This window comes from Enterovirga aerilata (assembly GCF_013044135.1).
GTDB classification, from domain to species: Bacteria; Pseudomonadota; Alphaproteobacteria; order Rhizobiales; family Beijerinckiaceae; genus Enterovirga; species Enterovirga aerilata.
In genome coordinates this window covers 152,882-174,741 of sequence record NZ_JABEPP010000004.1, presented here as the reverse complement: position 1 = coordinate 174,741, position 21,860 = coordinate 152,882, and the positions used below count along the sequence as shown (strand labels likewise).

Below are 21,860 nucleotides of genomic sequence, written 5' to 3'. Positions count from 1 at the left end.
GCACCCAAGCTATGGCAGGTCCCGATGTCCGGATGCATCATCAAGGCCGGAACCCTGGCGATCGCGCTGTCAGCCGCCCTGGCCGGCAGCGCGGCGGCGCAGACGCGGACGGCACCCGCAAATCCGGTTCAGCAGCAGCCGCGCGATCCAAATATGCCGGCCCCGCACAATACTGTGCCCGAGAAGATCGATTCGACCGGCTCGACGGGGTCTCTCAGCGAGCGGCTCGACCGGACGGACGGCGTCATCAGGCCGCCCGATACGGGTCCAGACATGACCGTGAGGCCGCCGGTCCCCAATCCGGGCACGACCCCCGTGATCCCGCCGCCGGGCAGCCCCGGCGGCAATCCCCGCCTCGATCCGAAGTAGCTCCCGGCGGGCTCAGACCGACCTGATCGCGCCGCCATCCACCCGGATGAGGCTGCCCGTGACATAGCTCGCCCGCTCGGAGACGAGGAAGGCCGCGACATCGGCGAATTCCTGCACCCGGCCGTAGCGACCGGCCGGAATGGAGGCACGGGCGGCGCGCGCGATCTCCTCGACGGTCGTGTTCTGCTTCTTGGCGTTGGCGGCGTCGAGCTCGCCCGTGCGGTCCGTTTCGATCCGGCCGGGCAGGATCATGTTGACGGTGACGCCGTCCGCCGCGACCTCGTTCGACAAGGTCTTGGACCAGCCGACGAGCGAGGAGCGGAGCGTATTCGAGATCACCAGGTTCGGGATCGGCTGAATGACCCCGGAGGAGGCGACGACAAGAATCCGCCCGAAGCCGCGCTCGCGCATCGGGCCGATGACCAGGCCGGCGAGCCTGATGACCGGCAGCACCATCGCCTCGAACTGCGCCGTCCAGAGTTCTGGGTCGACGCCGAGCGCCGTACCGGCGGGCGGGCCGCCCGTGTTTGCGACCAGGATGTCGATCGGCCCTCCGAGCGCCTCGACGGCCCTCCGGTGAATGCCCTCCAGGTCCGTCTTCAGGTCGGCCGCCATGTAGGAGGCCTTGCCGCTGCCCCGCGCGTTGATGGCTTCCGCCGCTGCCTTCAGCTTGTCCTCGCTGCGCGCCGTCATGAAGACGTCTGCGCCTTCCCCCGCGATCGCCTCGGCTATGCCCCGGCCGAGCCCGCGGCTTGAGGAAAGCACCAGCGCCCGCTTGCCCTTGAGACCCAGATCCATCCCGTCCTCCCGTGTCGGGGGCGGCTTACCGTTCCCTGCCCGGCGGGGCAACGAGGCGGGTCAGGGCTCCGACGCGGCGGGAGGCGGTGCGGCGCCCTCCTGCCGCATGATCATGTCCGCAAGCTCGTCCATGCGGCGGCGCAGCTCGGCATTCTCGATCCTGATTTCGCGGTCCCGCGCATCGAGGGCATCGTGCGCGGCCTGGAGCTCGGCCTCCATCGCGCCCCGGTCGCGCCGCGCAGCGGAGAGCTCCGTCTCGAGCAAGGCCGCCGTCGTGCGCGCCTGCCTCAGCTTCGGCACGAGTGCGGCAGCCGCAGCGAACGCGCCAGCGAGGAAGCCGGTCAGAAGCAGGAGGATGTCGGGCACGGGCGCGTGGAAACCGGTACGCAGAGCCGGGCTGCCTGTCGCATTCCGCGGCCCTGTCCGCCAGCGGAAGCTAGAAGGGGTTCCAGGTCGGGGCGTCGGTGAACTTCAGATATCCCACATTCACCCCCAGCCGCAGGCCGACTCCCGTCCGGATGGGCACGATCACCGTGTCGTCGGCCCGGGCGGCCGTCAGCCCGACGCCCGCGACGAGATAGGCGGAGCCGTCGATCTCGGCGAACCGCTTGTAGAGCTCTGGCAGGCTGTTGAGATTGTAGACCAGCATCATGGTGCGGGCACCCTCGCCGCCCACGTCGAAGCCGAGGGTCGGGCCCTGCCAGAAGACCCGGTGGCGCTGCCCGTGCCGCTTGTACAGCGTGCCCTCGCCGTAGCGGACACCCCCGAAGAACGCGCCCGATCCCTCCTGGCCCAGGATGTACCCGTCCGGCTCGCCCCAGCGGCGGACCGCCTCCCTGATGGCCAGCGCGAGGCCGCGCGAGACGCTACCGAAAAACTGATGGCCGGAATCGAGGAGTTCGTTGGCCGAGAACGTGTCGGGGCTGTCGGCGCGGGGCCCGCGCGCGAAGGCGGAGCTCGCCAGCAGGGTGAGGCAGATCGCGAGGATCACTCCGGGCGTGAGGTTGCGCCGCATGGCTTGTCTCCCTCTGCGGCCCGGTCGCGAGACTTGCACGGACCGCGTTTACGAGTCCTTCGGCCGCCGTCCTGCATACCGCGTCGGCCGAGAATCCGGCGAAGCTAAACCGTCAACCTTAATGAAATCTGTCGCGCTTTCGCGCATGCTCCTGTCCGGCCTGCTGTTGCTTGCGTTCCCCGCTGCATCCGCGAAGCCGGGAGCCACTGCGCTCCTGCCGGAGGTTCTCGGCGCGGCCGAATTCTACGCCGCAGACCCGCTCTCCGGCCTCGCGCTCCACGGTCGCGACCCCGTCACCTACCAGCTTGAAGGTGCGCCCGCCGCAGGCGGCCGGGAGCACGAGGCCGTGTGGGCCGGGCTGGGGTGGCGCTTCGCGACTGCGGCGAACCGCGCCGCCTTCCTGCGCTCGCCCGAGGTCTTCGCGCCGCAGATCGGAGGCTACGACGCAGCCGCTGCCGCCGAGGGCCGCCTCGTGGAGGCCGATCCCGATATCTTCCTGGTCAGGGCCGGGCGCCTGTATCTGTTTCGGACGCGAGCGGCCCGGACGCGGTTCGAGGCCGATCCGGGGGAAGCGGCGCGCGCGGAGTCGAACTGGTCGCGGCTGCAGAAGGTGCTCGTGCGCGGCTAGGGGCACGTCTCCGGCAGCTTCAGCCGAGGGGCCAGCGCAGCATCGCCCAGCACCGCGAAGGGCCCGTTCCGGTATCCCCGCTCCGCATGGCCGTAGGTCAGCGGTCCCGCCGGTCCGGTGACCGTCGCACCCGCCATCGTCGCGATGTGATCGCCGGCGGCCGTATCCCATTCCATGGTCGCGCCGCACCGGACGTAGAGATCGGCCTCTCCGGAGGCGACCAGGCAGAACTTGTAAGCCGAGGACGCGACCCGACGCTCGGCCACCTGGAGGGCGGACAGGCATGCCTCGGTCGCCGCGTCCCCGTGCCGTCGGCTGACCAGGGCGACAAGCCCGTCCTCAGGTGCCCGGCGGACGCTGGCAGGAACCCAGTCCTCGACGCCCTCTGCGGATATGCGTCCGACCGTGGCGGCCGTTCCCGCCGTCCAGACCCGCCCCGCTTCAGGCACCGCGATCGCGGCCGCGATCGGGCGGGCTCCTGCAACGAGCGCGATATTCACCGAATACTCGCCGGAGCCGGTCAGGTAGTCGCGGGTACCGTCCAGCGGGTCGACCAGGAAGAAGAGCTCGGCGCAGGCCGTGCTGCCGGCGCTCTCCTCCGCCACGACCGGGATGGCGGGCCAGGCCTCCCGCAGCCGGGCAAGGATCAGCCGCTCGGATTCGAGATCGGCCGCGGTGGTGGGCGAGCCGTCCTCCTTCAGCCTCCGGCCGCCGCCTCGGTCGGCCACGGAGGCGAGAAAGCGGCCGGCCTCCGCCGCGATGGCGCCGAGCCGGCGCGCGGTTTCGTCCGGGTCGGGTCGGGGATTGGCGTTCATCCACATTTCGTGCGGTGCGCCGACGAACCGTGCTGCCGGGCCGCTTTTCAAGCCGAGGGGCGGCCGTTATCCCAGGTCCGATTCGCGGGGGCAACCTGGCGCCCCGCCGGAGCCTTCTCGCATGGCAGCGGTCACGCTCGATCCTCTCGACCTCGCGGCGCTTCTGTGCTCGCGCGTCTGCCACGACGTGATCAGCCCCGTGGGGGCCATCGTGAACGGGCTCGAGGTGCTGGAGGAGGACAACGACGCCTCCATGCAGGATTTCGCGCTCGACCTCATCCGGAAGAGCGCGACCCAGGCTTCGGCGCGGCTTCAGTTCGCGCGGCTCGCCTTCGGGGCTGCGGGCTCGGCCGGAGCCGCGATCGATCTCGGCGATGCCGAAGCGGTCGCCAAGGGGATGTTCGGCGACGACAAGATCAGGCTGACCTGGTCAGCGCCGCGGATACTCATGCCGAAAAATCGGGTGAAGCTCCTCCTGAACCTTGTGATGCTCGCCACGAACGCCATCCCCCGCGGCGGCTCCATCGATGTCGACGTGAAGGCCGGCGAGACCGACGAGGACGTCCCGACCTTCGTGCTCTCCGCCAAGGGGCTGAACGCCCGCGTCCCGGCCCATGCGGAGGCACTGATCCGGGGCGAGCCGGAAAGCGGCGTCGTCGACGCCCATGCGATCCAGCCCTTCTATACGGGCCTTGTCGCGAAGGCGGCCGGGATGGGCGTCACGATGAAACTTGACGGCGACACCGTCGAGATCCGGGCCGAGCGCGCCTGAGAGGCCGAAAGGCCGCCAAGGCAACGGAACATCAACCTTCCGTGACCATGGTCGACGCCACTCAAATTCCTGAGTTGCGTCGAGCCGACGATCGTCATGGACGATCTCCTGCGGGATTTTCTGGCCGAGACCGGCGAACACCTGGACATGGTGGACGTCGAGCTTGTCCGGTTTGAGCGCAACCCGACCGATCGCGACATCCTCCGGAACATCTTCCGGCTGGTCCACACCATTAAGGGAACCTGCGGCTTCCTCGGCCTGCCGAGGCTCGAGGCGCTCGCGCATGCGGCCGAGACGCTCATGGGCCAGGTCCGGTCGGGCGCCCCGGTCACGAGCGAACTCGTCACGCTCATTCTCGCGACCATCGACCGCATCAAGCTGATCATGGCGGAGCTCGATCGGATCGGGGCGGAGCCGGCCGGGTCTGACAACGATCTGATCGCCGCGCTGGAGCAGGCGAGCCTCGCAAGCGAAAGCCTGCCCGCGTCCGAACCGAACCAGGTCCTGCTTCGCCCGCTTCGGACGGGCGAGGTGCCGCTCGACGTGCTGGAGCGCGCCTTTCGCGAGACGCCCGGACCGGGTGAAGCGGCCGATTCTCGCGCGATCGAGCCCGGGAAGTCCGTCGCGTCGGGCGATGTGGAGGCCGCGAGCTCTCGGACGCAGACCGTTCGCGTCGCCCTCGACACCCTCGACCAGCTCATGACGACGGTGTCCGAGCTCGTCCTTACCCGCAACCAGCTCCTGGAGGCGGCGCGCCGGGCCAAGAACGATGGCTCGCTCAGTGCGCCGCTGCAGCGCCTCTCGCAGGTCACGGCCGAACTGCAGGACGGGATCATGAAGACCCGCATGCAGCCGATCGGGAATGCCTTGGCGAAGCTGCCGCGGCTCCTGCGCGACCTCTCGGCGGAGCTCGGCAAGGAGATCGAGCTCGTCACCCGGGGCGCCGAAACCGAGCTCGATCGTCAGATACTCGAGATCATACGCGATCCCCTGATCCACATGGTGCGGAACTGCGCCGCGCATGGGATCGAGATGCCGGCCGAGCGGCGCGCCGCCGGCAAGCCGGCTCAGGGCACAATCACCCTCACATCATACCAGGAGGGAGGGGCGATCGCGATCGAGGTGTCGGACGACGGCCGCGGGCTCGATTACGAGGCGATCCGCCGGCGTGCCATCGAGACAAATCTCGTGAGCGCCGCCGAGGCGGTCCGGATGACGGATCCCCAGGTCGCGGATCTGATCTTCCATCCGGGATTCTCCACCACGGCGGTCGCCGATTCCGTCTCCGGCCGCGGCGTCGGGATGGACGTGGTCAAGACCAACGTAGAGCTCATCGGCGGTACGATCGAGACTGGGTCGGAGCCGGGCCGGGGCACGAAATTCAAGATCAAGCTCCCGCTCACGCTTGCCATCGTGGCGGCCCTGGTCGTGCGCTCGGCGGGAGAGCGCTTCGCCATTCCGCAGGTCGCCATCCAGGAACTCGTGCGCGTGCGGCCCGGCTCGGAGCATGTCTTGGAACGGATCAACGGCGCCCTGCTGCTCCGGCTTCACGGCGGGCTTCTTCCAGTGCTCGACCTCGCAGCCATCCTGGGGCTCGCAAGGGGAGAGGCAGCCGATTCGGGTTTCGTCGTCGTGTCGGAGGCCGGCCGGTTCCGGTTCGGCCTCCTCGTCGAGGCGGTGATCGAGACGGAGGAGATCGTCGTCAAGCCGATGTGCCGGCGGCTGAAGCATCTGCAGCTCTTCTCCGGCAACACCATCCTGGGGGACGGCGCCGTCGCGCTTATTCTCGATCCGAACGGCATTGCCCGCCGGGCCGGTGCGGAACTCCTCCGCGGAAGCCTCGAGCCCGCACCCGTCCAGCGGCTCGGGCAACCCGCCGGCCGCGGGTCCGAAGTCGTGACGCTGCTCGTGTTCCGGGGCGGGGACCGCAGCCTGAAAGCCGTGCCGCTCAGCCTCGTCACGCGGCTGGAGGAGATCCCCGGATCCTCGATCGAGCAAGCCGGCGGGCAGGCGAGCGTGCAGTATCGCGGCCGCCTCATGCCGCTCCTGCCCATTGACGAACGGACGGAACTGCGCCGGGACGGCGTGCAGCCCGTGATCGTCGTCGCCTGTCGGGACGTGCTGCTCGGCCTGGCGGTGGACGAGGTCGTGGACGTGGTCGAGGAGACCATCGCCATCACGCGGGCGCCGGGCCGTCCGGACCTCGTCGGCACGGCGATCGTGCGCGGGCGCGCAACCGAAATCGTCGACCTTGCAGACTTCCTCCCGCGCGCGTCGGCGGAGGGCTGGTCGGACAGGGGCTTCGGCACCACCGTGCTGCTTGTCGAGGACAATGCGTTCTTCCGCGACATGCTTACGCCCGTCCTCAAGGCGGCCGGGCACGAGGTGCGGACGGCCGCGACAGCGGACGAGGCGCTGCGCACGCTGCTTCGCCATCCCATCACGGCCGTCGTCACGGATCTGGAGCTGCCGGACCGGCCGGGACTTGACCTGGTGGAGGCCATGCGCCGGCATGCGGCGATTTCAGGCATCCCGGTCGTTGCGCTCGGCTCCCGTCTCACGGGCGAGACGGCGCGACGAGCGCGGGATCTCGGTGTCACCCGTTCCGTGGCGAAGTTCGACCGCAGCGGCCTGCTCGCCGCACTGTCCGAACTCGCCCCGCCCGCCCCTGGGAATCTCGCCGCATGAAGCCGCTCGCGGACGAGGGGCAGCGCGTCGGGCCGGAGCCCGCGGAACGCGAAGCCTATGTGACGGCCGTGATCGCCGGTCAGCTCTTCGGGATCCCGATCGGGCGGGTGCGCGACGTGTTCAACCTGGGCGGCCTCACGCCCGTGCCGCTCGCGCCCTCAGATGTTCTCGGCCTCACGAATCTGCGGGGGCGGGTGGTGACCGTCCTCGACATCCATTCCCGGCTCGGGCTACCGCCCCATCCCGCCGCCCAGCCCGGCGGATTGGCGATCGGGATCGAGGCGGGCGAGGATTCCTTCGGGCTCGTGGTCGACCGCATCGGCGAGATCGTCTCGGTCGATCGGGACGCGGGCGAGGACAACCCGATCCACCTCGATCCCGCCTGGGCCGCGCTGTCCCGCAGGGTCCACCGCCTCGACGACGGACTCCTCGTCGTGCTCGACGTGGACGCCGTCCTCGAAATCGCGCCCGTTCCTTCAGACATCCCGCGAGCACCGGAGAGCCCGCAATGAAGCACGCCCTCGTCGTCGACGATTCCGCCGTCATCCGGAAGGTCGCCTGCCGCATCATGGAAGGCCTCGCCATGCGCACCACCGAGGCGGAGGACGGCCAGCAGGCCCTGATGGCCTGCCGGCGCGAGATGCCGGACGTCGTCCTCCTCGACTGGAACATGCCCGTGATGGACGGCTACGAGTTCCTGAAGGCGCTCCGGAAGATGCCCGGCGGGAAGGCGCCGAAGGTCGTCTTCTGCACCACGGAGAACGACGTCGCCTGCATCGCCCGCGCCATGCATGCGGGCGCGGACGAATACGTCATGAAGCCGTTCGACCGCGAGACCATGACGGCGAAACTCCAGGAGGTCGGCGTCGTCTGACCCTCGACCGGGCTTTCCCCATGGCTCCGTGCGCGACGGCGGCCTGGCTCCCCGAGCCGGCGCCGATCCGTGTCATGCTCGTGGACGATTCCGCGGTGGTGCGCGGCTTCCTCTCACGCTGGATCGCGGCCGAGCCCGGCTTCAGCGTGGTCGGCGGGGCGGCCAACGGGCAGGAGGCGCTCGATCTGTTCGACGTGCTCCGGCCCGACATCGTCCTCCTGGACATCGACATGCCCGTGCTGGACGGGCCTGCGACTCTCGCGCGGCTGCTCGCGCGCCGCCCGGACCTGGCGGTCGTCGTCGTGTCGACGCTCACCCGCCGCAATGCCGAAATCTCGCTCGGGTGCCTTGCGCGGGGCGCGGTCGACATCCTCACCAAGCCCGAGAGTCAGCGCGACCTGGCCGGTCCGGCCGCCTTCCGGGGAGAGCTCATGCTGAAGCTCCGCGGGCTCGCAGCGCGCCATCGCCGCACGCCGGGCCGGGGCATGCCTCCCCTCCCGGGCTTCCTCCGTCGCGCGGCCCTGCCTGCGACCGTCCGACCGCGGGTCCTGGCGATCGGCGCGTCGACGGGCGGGCCCGCCGCGCTCTGCCGGATCCTGCGCGGGCTGAGTCCGGTGAGCGACCGCATGCCGATCCTGCTGGTCCAGCATATGCCGGAGCTCTTCACGGGGGTTTTCGCCGAGCAGCTCCGCACCCAGACCGGCCTCGCGGTTGCGGAGGCCGAGGAGGGCGAGGAGATCAGGCCGGGCCGCCTCTATCTGGCTCCGGGCGGGCGGCATATGGGCCTCGGGTCCGGCGAAGGCGCTGCCGTGATCCGGCTCCGGACCGGGCCGCCGCTGCATCATTGCCGGCCCGCCCTCGACGTCACCTTCGCGGATGTGGCCCGGCTTTTCGGACCGGCTGCGCTCGGCGTCGTCCTGACCGGGATGGGGACGGACGGTACGGACGGGGCCCGCGCCCTGGTGGAGGCGGGCGCGTCCGTGATCGTGCAGGACGAAGCGACGAGTACCGTCTGGGGCATGCCGGGCAGCATCGTGAAGGCAGGCCTGGCCCGGCGCGTGGTGCCGCTCGACGGCATTGCGGCCGCGATCCGGGAGGCGGCGCTCCCGTGATCACCGAGGCCGAATTCGCCTTCCTCCGCGCCTTCCTCAAGCAGCGCTCCGGCCTCGATCTCGGGCCGGAGAAACGCTACCTGGCGGAGAGCCGGCTGCGCCCGCTCTGTCGCGACGCGGGTCTCGGCAGCCTCGGCGAGCTCGTGCGCAAGCTGAGATCGGGCGAGGATCGCGGGCTCGCCGACGCCGCCGTGGTCGCGATGGCGACGCACGAGACCATGTTCTTCCGCGACCGCACGCCTTTCGAGACGCTCCGGACCGACATCCTGCCCCGGCTCGTCGAGGCCCGGTCCGAGCTCCGCCGCCTGCGCATCTGGTCCGCCGCCGCCTCGACCGGGCAGGAAGCCTATTCGGTCGCGATGATCGTACAGGAGATGGGGCTCCCGGCCGCAGGCTGGACCATCGAGATCCTCGGAACGGATATCTCGCCGAGCGCGGTCGAGCGGGCGCGCGCCGGCACCTATTCGACCTTCGAGGTGCAGCGCGGGCTGCCGGTCCGGCACCTGCTCGATCATTTCAGCCAAGCGGGGACGGATTGGACCATCTCACCGGCGCTCCGGTCGGCTGTCGAGTTCCGCGTGCTGAACCTGCTCAGGGACTTTGGCGGGCTCGGCACGTTCGACGTGATCCTCTGCCGCAACCTCGCGATCTACCTGGACGCCCCGACCAAGACCGCCCTGTTCGAGCGGCTCGCGCGCGTGCTCGCCCCAGACGGCGCCCTGTGCCTCGGGACGAGCGAGACGGTGCTCGGCTACACGCGCACTCTCGTCGCCGACCCGGAGCGCCGCGGCTTCTTCCTGCACGCGACCGCCGCCGCACAGCCGGAGCGGGCCTATCTGGCGGGCTGAGGGCTGGCCGGAAAGCCGGTCTGGCGCAGCCCCTCGCCGATGATCATCGCGGCCGCGACCGCTACGTTGAGGGAGCGCAGGCCCGGCCGCATCGGAACTACGACCCTGGCATCCGAGACTTCGTGCACGAGATCTGGGACGCCGGCGGATTCGCGCCCGACCATCACGATGTCGGACGGCCGGAACGCGAAATCGGCATAGGGTGTCGCCCCGCGCGTGGTGGCGAGCACGAGTCGGGCGCCGGAGGTGCGCCGGGCCGCGTCGAAGGCCGCGAAGGAGACGTGGCGGCAGAGCTCCAGCTGATCCAGATAATCCAGCGCGGCGCGGCGGAGGTTGCGGTCGGAGGCGTCGAACCCGGCGGGCTCGATCAGGTCCACGGGGATCCCGAGGCAGGCGGCCATTCGCATCATGGTCCCGGCATTCTGGGGAATGTCGGGCTGATAGAGCGCGAGACGCAACCGCGCGTGCTCAGCGATGCGGGCCGATCCGCGGCGTCGGGCCTCGCCGGTCCGGCTCGGGATGCCTTACCGTGTAATCGCCGGGACCGAGATCGATGACGCCGTCCCGGCCGGCCGGCGAGGGCGGCGGGAAGGCTCCCGTCTGCGGAGGGCTCGCCGTGAGCCGGTCGAAGAGCCACGGCACCGCGAGGATCGCGAGGGAGACCAGGCCCCAGACCACCAGGACCGCGGAGGTCGAGAAGCCGCGGATCCAGCCGAACAGGTTGAACAGCCACTCGACGGTGCCGGGATCGCTCGAGAACACGTCGGCGTTGCGCATGAAGGCGCCGCCGACGAGATCGATCAGGCCGTAGGCGGCCAGGGCGAAGAGCGACCAGAAGAAAACGCCGACCCAGCCCGCCGCCCAGAGAAGCCGCCTCATCGACCTCTCCGCACGACCGTGTAGTCCGCCTCGATGACCTCGTCCCCGCCGACCCGGTTCCGCCCTTCCCGGGCGAGATGGTCGCGCAGGATCTTCAGGTTGCGCCGGTTCGACTTGTAGAACACGTCGAGCACGTCCCCGACCACCGGGATGGCCCCGACGGTCGTGTCGAGCGCGACGTTCGCGGCCATGCGGGCGATCTTCCAGCGCGGGAGCCCGAGCTGGCGCGCCTCCCAGATGATGTAGCTGGAGATCAGCGCGGAGGCGAGATCGCCGATCCCGGGCACGAGGCCGATCACCGAATCGAGGCCGATGCGGATGCGGGTTCCGGGCACCAGGAGGGCGCTGTCCATCAGGTTCGCGAGCGCGTCGAGCCGGGCGAGCCTGTCGGACCGGCTGGGGCTGACGGTCTCGACGGCTTCGAACATCGCGGTTTGAGAGACTGCCATCACCTCCTCCAGGGGCGTCTTGCGCCTGCACGGGGAGATGTGGCCCCCATCCCTGTGCTCCGCAATGGGACGATCGCCCAAAACGGAAGCGGCCGGCATCGCCGCCGGCCGACCGGGAAACCCAGCCGAGCTCAGCTCGAGATCCGGGTGCCGGAGATGGCGTTGAAGATGATCTCGAAGACCTTGGAGAGCTGACCCGAATTCTGGACGTCGAAGTAGTTGCCGGAATTCGACGCGCAGCTCTTCAGCATCGTCTCGTTCCCGTCGAGCAGCTTGACGGTGAAGACCTCAACCTTGGCGTCCTTGGCCGCCTGGCAGGCCGCCAGCGTGGTCTTGTCCATAACGGCGACCATGGCGCGGGCCTTCGCCTCATTCTTCTCCGCGAGCGAGTTGTAGCTCTTCCCGTCGATGTGGCTTTCGGTGTTGTCCCCGTCCGTCAGGACGATCATGTACTTCTTGACGCCCTTCGTTCCCGACGCGGCGCCCTCGGTGAAAGGCTCGCTCCGGGAGAGGGTGGCGAGCCCCCAGATCGCTCCGAGCGCGATGTTCGTATTGCCGCGCGGCTGCATGCCGTCGATGACGCCGTTCAGTTGTGTGTAGTCGCTGTACGATTTCAGCGACGTGAGCGGACGGATCGCCGGGAGATCTGCGGAGTAGTCCGACTTGCGCTGCGGCACGAAAAGCGAGTTCGTGTCCGAACTCGTCGGTGCCTCGTCGGAGGTCGCGTAGCTGCCGTAGCGGTCGATGACGTAGCCGGTCCAGGCGGGCCTGTCCTTCTTCTCGTTGTTCCAGCGGAACCAGGGCTTGTAACGGTAAGCGTTCGCGTCGAGCCGAACCTCGGTGTCGAAGGGCACGATCGAGACCTTCACGCTGTCCGGCTGGTCCGCCAGGGTGCGGAACTTCTTGAGCAGGTCCTTCGCGGCCGCCTTGAGCTCGTCCATCCGGCGCTTCCCGCCGATATACCGATCCATCGAGCCGGTATTGTCGAGGACAAGTGCGACTTCGATCTTCTCCGTCCCGGAGCCCCAGACCGCTTCGGACTTGGCGCCGATCGGCATCGTCCTGATGCCGACCGCCTTCATCAGCGCGGTGTCCATCGTGGCCGCGGCCGAAACCGTGACCGTGTTCCCGACCCGCGTCACCGAGACGGCGCCGAGCCGGGTGTTCGGCTCGCTCCGGAGCGTGTTGGTCAGGTAGAGTTCGCCCTTCTGCTGGATCTCGCGGGCATTGAGGGTCGAGGGCTCGCGCACGATGGCGAGCGCCGTCGCATCGGCCGCGAGCTGCATCCGGCTCTGGTAATTCGCTGCCCGGCCGTAATCGACCGCGGCGCCCACCGCGCCCAGGAGCGGAAGGGCGGCGAGGCCGAAGAGCATTGCGGTCGCGCCCTGCTGGTCCGCCTTGAAACGCCGAAGCACCCGCATCTCTCGCCTCCCGGTCTTCCGTCCGCCTGCGGAGGGAGTTGAGCGATGCGCGTGCCAGCCGATTCCGTGCCGTTTCGGCACAGACCGACGCGGATCCCTGGCGACCGACCCTCGCCGCGCGTTGCCAGCGGGTGCGTCAGGCCTTAATCGCCCCCGATCAGTCTGAACGGATGTCCATGGCTTCGAAGGATGTGCGGATCACGCCCGAGCTCGTGCGCGAGCACGGCTTGACCGAGGACGAGTACAAGCGCTTCTGCGACCTGATCGGTCGCGAGCCGACCATCGTCGAGCTCGGCATCGTGTCGGCGATGTGGAACGAGCACTGCTCCTACAAGTCCTCGCGCATCCATCTGCGCACGTTGCCGACCACCGCGCCCTGGGTGATCCAGGGACCGGGCGAGAATGCCGGCGTCATCGACATCGGCGACGGCCTCGCCTGCGTCTTCAAGATGGAGAGCCACAACCATCCCTCGTTCATCGAGCCCTATCAGGGCGCGGCGACGGGGGTGGGCGGCATCCTGCGCGACGTCTTCACCATGGGCGCGCGCCCGATCGCGGCCCTGAACGCGCTCCGCTTTGGCTCGCCGGACCATCCTCGCACGCGCCATCTCGTGGCGGGCGTGGTGGCGGGCATCGGCGGCTACGGCAATTCGTTCGGCGTGCCGACCGTCGGCGGCTCGGTCGGGTTCCACCGCCGCTACGACGGCAACATCCTGGTCAACGCGATGGCGGTCGGCCTCGCCCGGACGGACGCGATCTTCTACGCGGCCGCGACCGGGGTCGGGAACCCGATCGTCTATCTGGGCTCGAAGACCGGCCGGGACGGCATCCACGGCGCGACCATGGCTTCGGCGGCCTTCGACGAATCCTCGGAGGAGAAACGCCCGACCGTGCAGGTCGGCGATCCCTTCGCCGAAAAGCTGCTTCTGGAAGCCTGTCTCGAATTGATGCAGTCCGGCTCCGTCGTCGCGATCCAGGACATGGGCGCGGCGGGCCTCACCTGCTCGGCCGTCGAGATGGGCGCCAAAGGCAATCTCGGCGTCGAGCTCGATCTCGATGCGGTGCCGACCCGCGAGACGGGAATGACCGCCTACGAGATGATGCTGTCGGAGAGCCAGGAGCGCATGCTCATGGTGCTCAAGCCCGGCATGGAGGAGGTCGCGGAGGCCATCTTCCGCAAGTGGGGACTCGATTTCGCGGTGATCGGCCGGACGACCGACACGCTCCGCTTCGTGGTGAAGCACGGCGGCGAGACGGTCGCGGATCTCCCCATCAAGGAGCTGGGCGACGAGGCGCCGGTCTATGACCGGCCGCACCTGTCGAACACCTATCAGCCTGTCATTCCACCCGAGAGCGTCGAGCCGCCGGTCTCGGAGCGCGAGGCGCTGCTTAGGCTGATCGCCTCGCCGGACCTCTGCTCGAAGCGCTGGGTCTGGGAGCAGTATGACAGCCTGATTCTCGGCAATACGGTGGGCGGTCCCGGGGGCGACGCCGCCATCGTCCGGGTGGAGGACGGGCCGAAGGGCCTCGCGCTCACGACGGACGTCACGCCCCGCTATTGCGAGGCCGACCCGGTCGAGGGCGGCCGGCAGGCCGTGGCCGAGGCCTGGCGCAACATCACGGCGGTGGGCGGCCTGCCGCTGGCGCTGACGGACAATCTCAACTTCGGCAATCCCGAGCGGCCCGAATATATGGGCCAGCTCGTCGGCTGCATCCGCGGCATCGGCGAGGCGGCGCGCGCGCTCGACTTCCCGATCGTGTCCGGCAACGTCTCGCTCTACAACGAGACCAACGGCACAGGCATCCTGCCGACTCCGACGATCGGCGGCGTCGGGCTCGTGGACGATGTTGCGGTACGCGCCTCGATCGCCTTCAAGCGCGCCGGGGATGCGGTGCTGCTCCTCGGCGAGACGGCCGGCTGGCTCGGCCAGTCCGTGTATCTGCGCGACGTCTGCGGCCGGGAGGAGGGGGCGCCGCCGCCCGTGGACCTCGCGGCCGAGCGCCGGACCGGCGATTTCGTCCGCGGCCTGATCCGGTCCAGGCGCACCGACACGGTGCACGACGTTTCCGATGGCGGGCTCGCCGTGGCCCTCGCCGAGATGGCGATGCCGAACGGGATCGGGATCGCGGTCCAGCCCCGCGACCTGCCCTCCAGCGTGCCTGCCCACGCCTTCTTCTTCGGGGAGGACCAGGCGCGCTACGTGCTCACCGTCGCCACCGCCGACCTGCACGAGGTGAGGCAGGAGGCGCATGCCCTCGGAATCCCGACCTGGTATCTCGGCGTGACGGGCGGGGACACGGTCACGCTCGGGGCCGACGAGCCGATCGGGATCGCCGAGCTGAAGCAGGCGCATGAATCCTGGCTGCCGGACTACATGGCCGGGCCCGCGCCCGAGCTCGAGCTCGCGGCCTGACGCATAGAGGAGCTTCCACCCATGGCCATGGATGCGGCCGAGATCGAGCGCATGATCAAGGAGGCGTTGCCGGATGCGAGCGTTGAGATCCGCGATCTCGCCGGCGACGGGAACCACTACGCCGCGACGGTCACGTCCGCGGCCTTCCGCGGCAAGAGCCGCGTGCAGCAGCACCAGATGGTCTACGGCGCGCTGAAGGGGAACATGGGCGGGGTCCTGCACGCGCTGGCCCTGACCACGAGCGCCCCGGCGGAGTAGCTCAGCCGCTCCGGCATTAGGCAAGACGAAGCGCGGCAGGGCCCGGGGCCAGCTTGGCGAGCGCTGCCTCGGCAGCCATCGATCAAGATGCCGCCTGTGCCCGCCTCATTCCTTTGCGAGATCGGCCAGGAGGCTCGCCGCGACCGTGAGCTTCGAAACGGTGAGGCCGGAGCTCGCGATCGCCTGGACGGCGCCGCGGATGCGCTCGACCTCGCCGCCCCGTGTGGTCGCCCAGGCCCGGACGCGGTCCGGACCGGCCTCGCCGTCCCGTGCGGCGATTTCGGCCGTGAGCCGGCGGTGCGCTGCCGCCAGCGCGTCCACGGCCCGGTCGCGCGCCAGCCGGTCGTAGTGGTCGGTAACCGGGATGGCTGCGGCGGAGCCCGCCAGCTCGCCGAGCCCGAACAGGCCATCTGCCGCGAAATGGATGCGGGCGATCTCCACCACCGGCCGGCCCGTGCGGTTCGCGACGAGCACGATGTCCGGCGCGGCGACGAGGTCCTGCAGCGCGGCGATCCGCCGGGCGAGGTCGTCGGGGACGCCGCCGGCGACGAGCCTCGCCGTGCGCGCCGCCCATCCCTCCCGCGAGGCGGGCGCGAGCGCCGCATCCAGAACTTCCGCGACCTCCGCGATGCCGGCGGCATAGAGCCCGACCACCTCGTCGAGCCGGTGCTGCCGGAAATCGACATTGCGCGTGAACCAGACCATCCGGGACAGCGTCAGGTCCTGGATCGCGGCATAGAGTTCGAGCTGGAGCGCGCCCGGAATCCGGCCGTCGAGCGCATCGACCGCGTTGTTGAGCGCGAGCAGGCCGAAGGTGTCGCGGGTCGCCGCATAGGCCGCCGCGATCGTCGGGGCATCCGCGCCCGTCTCGTCCGCAAGACGCGTGACGACGCTCGGCCCGCCGCGGTTGACGATGGCATTGGCGAGTTGGGTCGCGATGATCTCGCGCCGCAGCCGATGGCCCGCCACGGCGTCCGGGAAACGCTCGCGCAGGGGGACCGGGAAATAGCGCTCGAGCTCGCGGCCGAGATACGGGTCGTCGGGCACCGCGCTCGCGAGCAGCTCGTCGTGCAGCGCGAGCTTGGCATAGGCGATAAGCACCGCGAGTTCGGGCCGGGTCAGGCCGGCTCCCTGCGCCCGTCGCGCCTCGATCTCGGCCGTACCGGGCAGGAATTCCAGCGGGCGGTCGAGCCGCCCGGCGCCTTCCAGCACGCTCATCAGGCGCTCCAGGAAGCCGAGATCGCCGATGCCGCGCCGCTCGGCGAGGGAGAGCGCGAGGGTCTGGAGATAATTGTTGCGCAGGACGAGCCGGGCCACCTCGTCCGTCATCCCGGTGAGCAGCGCGTTCCGCGCCTCCCCGTCGAGCCGTCCGTCCCGGACCGGCATGGCGAGCGCGATCTTGATGTTCACCTCCACGTCGGAGGTGTTCACGCCGGCGGAGTTGTCGATCGCGTCCGTGTTGAGCCGGACGCCGTGCCGTGCGGCCTCGATCCGGCCGCGCTGGGTCATGCCGAGATTGGCGCCCTCGCCGATCACCCTGGCCCGCACGGCGGACCCGGCGATCCGGATCGGGTCGTTGGCGCGGTCCCCGGCCGCGGCATCCGTCTCGTCGGAGGCGCGGATATAGGTGCCGATGCCGCCGAAGAAGAGGAGCCCCACCGGCGCAGACAGGATCGCGCTCATCACCTCGTTCGGGGTCGCGTCCGCCTTGTCCAGGCCGAGCACCTTCCGGGCCTCCGGCGAGAGCGGGATCGACTTCGACGAGCGCGAAAACACGCCGCCGCCGGCCGAGATGAGCGCGCGGTTGTAATCGGCCCAGCTCGAGCGCGGCAGGTCGAACAGGCGCTTGCGCTCGGCCCAGGCGCGCGCCGGATCGGGATCGGGGTCGATGAAGATGTCGCGGTGGTCGAAGGCGGCGACGAGCTTGATCGCGCGCGAGAGCAGCATGCCGTTGCCGAAGACGTCGCCCGACATGTCGCCGACGCCGACGACCGTCACGGGTTCGGCCTGGATGTCGATGTCGATCTCGCGGAAATGGCGCTTCACGGCCTCCCAGGCGCCGCGCGCCGTGATGCCCATCCTCTTGTGATCGTAGCCCTGCGAGCCGCCTGACGCGAAGGCGTCGCCGAGCCAGTATCCCCGCTCCAGCGAGATGGCGTTGGCGGTGTCGGAGAAGGTGGCCGTGCCCTTGTCGGCCGCGACCACGAGATAGGGGTCGTCGCCGTCGCGGCGCAGCACGTCCGGCGGCGGCACGACGCGGTCGCCCTCGAGGTCGTCCGTGACGTCCAGGAGCGTGCGGATGAAGAGACGGTAGGCTTGCGTCCCTTCCTCCATCCAGGCCGCGCGATCGCCGGGAGGGGGCAGGAGCTTCGGGAAGAAGCCGCCCTTCGCGCCGACCGGCACGATCACGGCGTTCTTCACCTGCTGCGCCTTCACGAGGCCCAGGATCTCGGTGCGGAAGTCCTGCGGCCGGTCGGTCCAGCGGATGCCGCCGCGCGCCACCTTGCCGAAGCGCAGATGCAGCGCCTCGAGCCGCGGCGAGTTCATGAAGATCTCGTAGAGGGGATGCGGCTTCGGCAGCTCCTCGACGCGCGCGCCCTCGAACTTAAAGGCGATCGTCTCGACCGGCAGCCCGTTCTCGCCGATGCGGAAGAAATTGGTCCGGACGCAGGCCTCGATCAGGTTCAGGAAGCGGCGGAGGATGCGGTCCTCCTCCAGGCTGGCGACCTCGGCGAGCAGCCCGGCGAGCTCGCGACTCACCTCCTCCTCGCCCGGCCGGCCTTCCGCCGGGTGCGGGTCGAAGCGGGCGTAGAACAGGGCCAGGAGCTGGCCGACGATGGCCGGGTGGCGGGCCAGGACCGAGGCGAGATATTCCTGCCCGTAGGGGATGACGACCTGGCGGAGATAGCGGCCGAAGGCGCGCATGAGCGCGGCCTCGCGCCAGCCGAGCCCCGCCTCCAGGACGAGCTTGTTGAACCCGTCCGATTCCGTGACGCCGCGGAAGATCGCGAGCAGCGCCGCCTCGACGCGGGCCTCGATCTCCTCGATGGCGATCGGCGCCCCGGTCGCGCGCTCCAGCGCCATGTCGTGCAGCCAGATGCGGGAGGACGGCTCCGAGCCCGCCGGCGCGATCCGGTAGGTGCGCTCGTTCACCACCCGGAAGCCGAGTCGCTCGAGCAGGGGCACGCGGTCCGAGAGCGGCAGGCTCGCGCCGCGGGAGAAGAGCTTGAGGTTCACCCGCTCGGCGGGGTCGCCCTCGCGCCGGTAGAGATCGACCGCGCGCGGCCGCGCCTCCGACAGGCGCTCGATCGTGTCGATATCCGTCACCGCCTGCGCCGGCTCGAAGGCGTCCCGGTAGGCCGCCCCGAAGGCCTCCGCGTAGCGGGCCGAGAGCTCGCGCGCCCGCGCCGGCGGCAGCGCGGAATCGAGCGCGTGGGCGAGCTTGTCCGACCAGGTGCGGACGATCTCGGCGATGCCGCGCTCGATCTCCTCGCGCGGGACGTCCGGCACCGTGTCGCCGTCCCGCCCGATGATGAAGTGGGTGCGCGCGAGCGGCCCTTCCGGATAGGCCGGATAGGCGGCCGAGACGCGCCCGTCGAAGCTTTTCGCGAGATACTCGCCGACCCGGCGCCGGACATCCGAATCGTAGCGGTCCTTGGGGACGTAGACGATCGCCGAGACGAAGCGGCCGAACCGGTCCGGCCGGATCAGCGCGCGGATGCGCGGATGCTCGGCGAGATGCAGCACGTCGAGCGCGAAGGCGAAGAGCGTGTCCTCGTCGATCTGGAACAGCTCGTCGCGCGGGAAGACCTCCAGCACCTGCGTCAGGGAGCGTCCGTCGAAGCTCGCGGGATCGAAGCCGGCGCGGTCGAGGATGCGGGCGGCCTTGCGCCGCAGATAAGGGACGCCTGCGATCGAGCTCGTATAGGCGGTCGCCGTGAACAGGCCGACCAGCGCGAACTCGCCCCAGAGCCGGCCCGAGGGGCTGAACAGTTTCGCGCCCACATAGTCGAGATAGGCGCGCCGATGGACGCGCGACTTCACGCTCGCCTTGGTGATGAAGAGCAGCCGCGGCCGGTCGAGGAAGGCGCGCAGCTCGGGCGTGACCGCGACGAGCTCGCCGCGGCGCTTCAGGACGTTGATGGCCGGGTCGCTCAGGAGCCCGAGGCCCGAGCCCTCCAGCGCCTCGGACGCGACCTCGCCCTCCAGGATGCGGTGCGCGCGGGCGCCGAGCAGGATGAAGTTGCCCGCGGCCAGCCATTCGAGGAACGAGGCGGCCTCGTCGATTTCGGCTGGTTCGAGGGCGGGCGGCCTCTGGCGGTACTCGGCCGCGAGCGCCTGGAGCTGAGAGCGCATGCGCTCGCCGTCCGAGACGGCCGCCCGGACATCGGCGTAGACGCGGTCGAGCCCGGCCCGGAGCCGGTCGCGCTCGGCCTCGTCCAGTCGGTCGAGATGGATGTGGATCAGGCTTTCGCGCGCGACGCCGCGCGGCTCGGTCGCGGCCTCGCCGAGAAGACGGGCGAGCGACCGGTCGGGCCCGCGCTCGACCGCGAGGATCGGATGCGCGACGAGCCTCGGCTCGAGCCCGCGTTCGACGAGCTCGGCGAGCGTCGAATCGAGCAGGAAGGGCATGTCGTCGTTCACCGCCTCGAGCACGGTGACGTGCCGGGTGCCGGCCCCGCCCGGGATCTCGTGATCGGTGAACCGGACCGAGCTCGTGCCGGCTTCGCGCGGCTCGGCCAGGTGGGCGAGCGCGCCGCGGGCGAGGACGGCCAGGATCTCGGGCCCGCACAGCGCAAGGTCCTCGGCCGGAACGCGGCGGAACAGGAGCTGCTTGAAGCCCGCAGCCGCCTCGGAGGCGGCCGCCCCTGCCGGGCGTCGATCTCCGCTCGCCAGATCCGCGCTCATCGAAAGCCTCCGGTGGCCGGCCGCACCGGCGCGAATCTAGCGGATCGTGGCGCGCGGCGCGACGGCCGGGCCGCGGAAGCGGTCCGCCCGCATCTCGTCGAGGCTCGCGGCCGAGAACTGCAGCCGGGCCTGCGCGGTCGGGGTCGCGGCGGCTTCGAACAGCGCCTTGAGGGCGGCCTTTTCGTCGAGTGCCGCGACGGCCGTCCCGCCGCCTTGCGGTCTGGCCGGGCTGCGCATCTGCCCGTTGAGGTCGGTGCCGACCAGCGGTGCCGCCCCGGCGACGACCGGGCCCGGCCGGATGGGCGGAAGCGGTGCGGCGACGAGCAGCGGCCCGAGTTCCTCCGGCCGCCGCGGCGGTGCCGGCAGGTTCGCGACGACGATCGGAACCTCGGGGGTCAGGCGAGTCTCTGCCGGAGCCGCGGGCGGAAGGGGCGCCGGCGGCGGTGGTGGAGCGGCCGCCGCAGCAAGGGCGGGCGCAGCGACGGGAGCGGAAGCATCCGCAGGCGGGGCGGGCTCGGCGCCACGGCGCAGCCGCGCCGTGGCCACCGGTTCCGGCGCCGCGAGCGCGCCGGCCGCGAAGCTCCGGGCGCCGCCGTCGTCGCCGTTGCCGCCGGCCCTGACATCCGCCGAAGCGATGCGGGAACGGGCGGCCGGCGCTGCGCGGGTGCGCGAGGCGGCCGAGCGGTAGTAGTCGCTGTCTTCGTCGTCGAAGGAGCCGAAGAGCGTCGCCCAGAGGCTCTTGCGTCCGCCGCCGGTCTCCGCCTCCGCGTATTGCAGTCCGGCGACCGAGCCGCCGCGGGCCAGGATCTCGGCCTTGGCGAGTTCGTAGCCGGGGAGCGGCTTCCCGTCCCGCGGCAGGTGGACGGTGCGGCCGTCCGGGAAGAGGCGGGCGAGCTGGTCGGCCGTCATCCGCGGCCACGAGCGGACGCTGCCCGCGTCCAGGTGGACGAAGGGGTTGTAGGCGTTGGGATAGAAGCCGACCCCGCCGCTCTGCAGCCGCATCCCGATCTCCCGCACGCGGCTCATCGGCACGTCCGGAAGATAGAAGTCCATGGCCTTGCCGGCCATGTGCTGGGAATGCTCGGCCACGCCGCGCGAACGGCGGCGCAGCATCGCATTTGTCTGGGGCGAGCGGTAGGCGGAGACGACGCGGATCGGCTCCTGCGAGCCCACCTCGCGATAGACCTCCCAGACGATGTCGAAGAGCCGCGGCTCCATCCGGGTCGGCTCGTCGAGGCGCCAGTCGCGCAAGAGCCAGTTGAGCTGATTCAGCCCGTTCTGGTCGTAATAGCCGTTCCGCTTGAAGGTGACGGTGGCGCTTTCCTTGGTATGCTCGTGCAGGATGGTGATGGTGCGGGTATCGCCGTTGGCGACCGCGTCCTGGGTGCCGTGCGCGCCGCACATGGTCGCGAGCGCGGCCGTCAGGAGGCCGAGCATCGTCTTCGACGCGACACGCGCCGCGCTCCGGCCGCTGCCTTGCGGTTTCGCCACTCTGCCCCTGCCCCTGTCGTCCCAGGGCGAGTGCCGCCCTCGAAGGTGAACGGAGGGTTTCCGAGAACGGTTACCCCGCCGTTAAGCGAGTTCTTTTTGTCGCGACGACCTTCGGCCGCGG

20 protein-coding genes are annotated in these 21,860 nt (G+C 70.3%); 10 read left to right on the top strand and 10 right to left on the bottom strand.

The window, feature by feature from the left end; genetic code table 11:
• Nucleotides 1–24 precede the first annotated feature (24 nt).
• Nucleotides 25–369, top strand: coding sequence for a hypothetical protein (locus tag HJG44_RS14780; RefSeq protein ID WP_171219154.1), 345 nt, complete (start codon nucleotides 25–27; stop codon nucleotides 367–369).
• 12 nt (nucleotides 370–381) lie between these two features.
• Here the strand turns inward: HJG44_RS14780 and HJG44_RS14775 are convergent, their stop codons facing one another.
• The 3 genes from HJG44_RS14775 to HJG44_RS14765 all read right to left on the bottom strand — a co-directional run bounded on the left by HJG44_RS14775 (nucleotide 382) and on the right by HJG44_RS14765 (nucleotide 2,182).
• On the bottom strand, nucleotides 382–1,167 hold the full coding sequence (locus tag HJG44_RS14775; protein ID WP_171219153.1) for an SDR family oxidoreductase: 786 nt from the start codon (nucleotides 1,165–1,167) through the stop codon (nucleotides 382–384).
• Nucleotides 1,168–1,227: 60 nt separating this feature from the next.
• A complete protein-coding gene (locus tag HJG44_RS14770; RefSeq protein ID WP_171219152.1) occupies nucleotides 1,228–1,533 on the bottom strand; it encodes a hypothetical protein in 306 nt (101 codons plus the stop codon).
• A gap of 70 nt (nucleotides 1,534–1,603) precedes the next feature.
• A complete protein-coding gene (locus HJG44_RS14765) occupies nucleotides 1,604–2,182 on the bottom strand; it encodes a DUF1134 domain-containing protein (protein ID WP_171219151.1) in 579 nt (192 codons plus the stop codon).
• Nucleotides 2,183–2,303: 121 nt separating this feature from the next.
• On the opposite strand from HJG44_RS14765, the gene HJG44_RS14760 reads away from it, so the two are divergent.
• Nucleotides 2,304–2,810 (top strand): YHS domain-containing (seleno)protein, encoded by a 507-nt coding sequence (locus HJG44_RS14760; protein ID WP_171219150.1) that lies wholly within the window; start codon nucleotides 2,304–2,306, stop codon nucleotides 2,808–2,810.
• Here HJG44_RS14760 and HJG44_RS14755 read toward each other — a convergent pair.
• Complete coding sequence (locus HJG44_RS14755) at nucleotides 2,807–3,625, bottom strand: 3'(2'),5'-bisphosphate nucleotidase CysQ family protein (RefSeq protein WP_246736268.1); 819 nt, start codon at nucleotides 3,623–3,625, stop codon at nucleotides 2,807–2,809. The two genes, HJG44_RS14760 and HJG44_RS14755, sit on opposite strands and share 4 nt — an antisense overlap.
• A gap of 121 nt (nucleotides 3,626–3,746) precedes the next feature.
• Here HJG44_RS14755 and chpT point away from each other — a divergent pair, with 121 nt between their 5' ends.
• The 6 genes from chpT (at nucleotide 3,747) to HJG44_RS14725 (ending at nucleotide 9,919) form a co-directional block, all read left to right on the top strand.
• Entirely contained in the window at nucleotides 3,747–4,397 is a 651-nt protein-coding gene (gene chpT / locus HJG44_RS14750; RefSeq protein WP_171219148.1) for a histidine phosphotransferase ChpT, read from the top strand.
• Between the two features lie 96 nt (nucleotides 4,398–4,493).
• Nucleotides 4,494–7,085 (top strand): hybrid sensor histidine kinase/response regulator, encoded by a 2,592-nt coding sequence (locus HJG44_RS14745; protein WP_171219147.1) that lies wholly within the window; start codon nucleotides 4,494–4,496, stop codon nucleotides 7,083–7,085.
• Entirely contained in the window at nucleotides 7,082–7,597 is a 516-nt protein-coding gene (locus HJG44_RS14740) for a chemotaxis protein CheW (RefSeq protein ID WP_171219146.1), read from the top strand. Before HJG44_RS14745 ends, HJG44_RS14740 begins: the two co-directional genes overlap by 4 nt.
• The gene (locus tag HJG44_RS14735) at nucleotides 7,594–7,959 is read left to right on the top strand and encodes a response regulator (protein ID WP_171219145.1); all 366 of its coding nucleotides are present in this window, start codon (nucleotides 7,594–7,596) and stop codon (nucleotides 7,957–7,959) included. Before HJG44_RS14740 ends, HJG44_RS14735 begins: the two co-directional genes overlap by 4 nt.
• 74 nt (nucleotides 7,960–8,033) lie before the next feature.
• On the top strand, nucleotides 8,034–9,071 hold the full coding sequence (gene cheB / locus HJG44_RS14730) for a chemotaxis-specific protein-glutamate methyltransferase CheB (RefSeq protein ID WP_171219144.1): 1,038 nt from the start codon (nucleotides 8,034–8,036) through the stop codon (nucleotides 9,069–9,071).
• Nucleotides 9,071–9,919 carry a CheR family methyltransferase gene (locus tag HJG44_RS14725; protein WP_171219550.1) on the top strand — a complete coding sequence of 283 codons (849 nt, stop codon included), beginning with the start codon at nucleotides 9,071–9,073 and terminating at the stop codon, nucleotides 9,917–9,919. Before cheB ends, HJG44_RS14725 begins: the two co-directional genes overlap by 1 nt.
• Here HJG44_RS14725 and HJG44_RS14720 read toward each other — a convergent pair.
• The 4 genes from HJG44_RS14720 to HJG44_RS14705 all read right to left on the bottom strand — a co-directional run bounded on the left by HJG44_RS14720 (nucleotide 9,904) and on the right by HJG44_RS14705 (nucleotide 12,668).
• A complete protein-coding gene (locus tag HJG44_RS14720) occupies nucleotides 9,904–10,377 on the bottom strand; it encodes a TrmH family RNA methyltransferase (RefSeq protein ID WP_171219143.1) in 474 nt (157 codons plus the stop codon). The two genes, HJG44_RS14725 and HJG44_RS14720, sit on opposite strands and share 16 nt — an antisense overlap.
• A gap of 10 nt (nucleotides 10,378–10,387) precedes the next feature.
• Nucleotides 10,388–10,798: a hypothetical protein gene (locus tag HJG44_RS14715; RefSeq protein WP_171219142.1), complete on the bottom strand. Its 411-nt coding sequence runs from the start codon at nucleotides 10,796–10,798 to the stop codon at nucleotides 10,388–10,390.
• Nucleotides 10,795–11,247, bottom strand: coding sequence for a DUF4112 domain-containing protein (locus HJG44_RS14710; protein WP_171219141.1), 453 nt, complete (start codon nucleotides 11,245–11,247; stop codon nucleotides 10,795–10,797). The genes HJG44_RS14715 and HJG44_RS14710 overlap by 4 nt, the downstream gene beginning before the upstream one ends.
• Nucleotides 11,248–11,378: 131 nt before the next feature.
• Nucleotides 11,379–12,668: a vWA domain-containing protein gene (locus tag HJG44_RS14705; protein ID WP_171219140.1), complete on the bottom strand. Its 1,290-nt coding sequence runs from the start codon at nucleotides 12,666–12,668 to the stop codon at nucleotides 11,379–11,381.
• Nucleotides 12,669–12,844: 176 nt separating this feature from the next.
• On the opposite strand from HJG44_RS14705, the gene purL reads away from it, so the two are divergent.
• Together purL and HJG44_RS14695 are read left to right on the top strand one after the other, a co-directional pair.
• A complete protein-coding gene (gene purL / locus HJG44_RS14700; protein ID WP_171219139.1) occupies nucleotides 12,845–15,082 on the top strand; it encodes a phosphoribosylformylglycinamidine synthase subunit PurL in 2,238 nt (745 codons plus the stop codon).
• 21 nt (nucleotides 15,083–15,103) lie between these two features.
• Entirely contained in the window at nucleotides 15,104–15,340 is a 237-nt protein-coding gene (locus HJG44_RS14695; RefSeq protein WP_171219138.1) for a BolA family protein, read from the top strand.
• 105 nt (nucleotides 15,341–15,445) lie between these two features.
• On the opposite strand, the gene HJG44_RS14690 is transcribed toward HJG44_RS14695, so the two are convergent.
• Nucleotides 15,446–20,248: an NAD-glutamate dehydrogenase gene (locus HJG44_RS14690; protein ID WP_171219137.1), complete on the bottom strand. Its 4,803-nt coding sequence runs from the start codon at nucleotides 20,246–20,248 to the stop codon at nucleotides 15,446–15,448.
• Between the two features lie 36 nt (nucleotides 20,249–20,284).
• On the bottom strand, nucleotides 20,285–21,739 hold the full coding sequence (locus HJG44_RS14685) for a peptidoglycan L,D-endopeptidase MepK (protein WP_346767173.1): 1,455 nt from the start codon (nucleotides 21,737–21,739) through the stop codon (nucleotides 20,285–20,287).
• Nucleotides 21,740–21,860 lie beyond the last annotated feature (121 nt).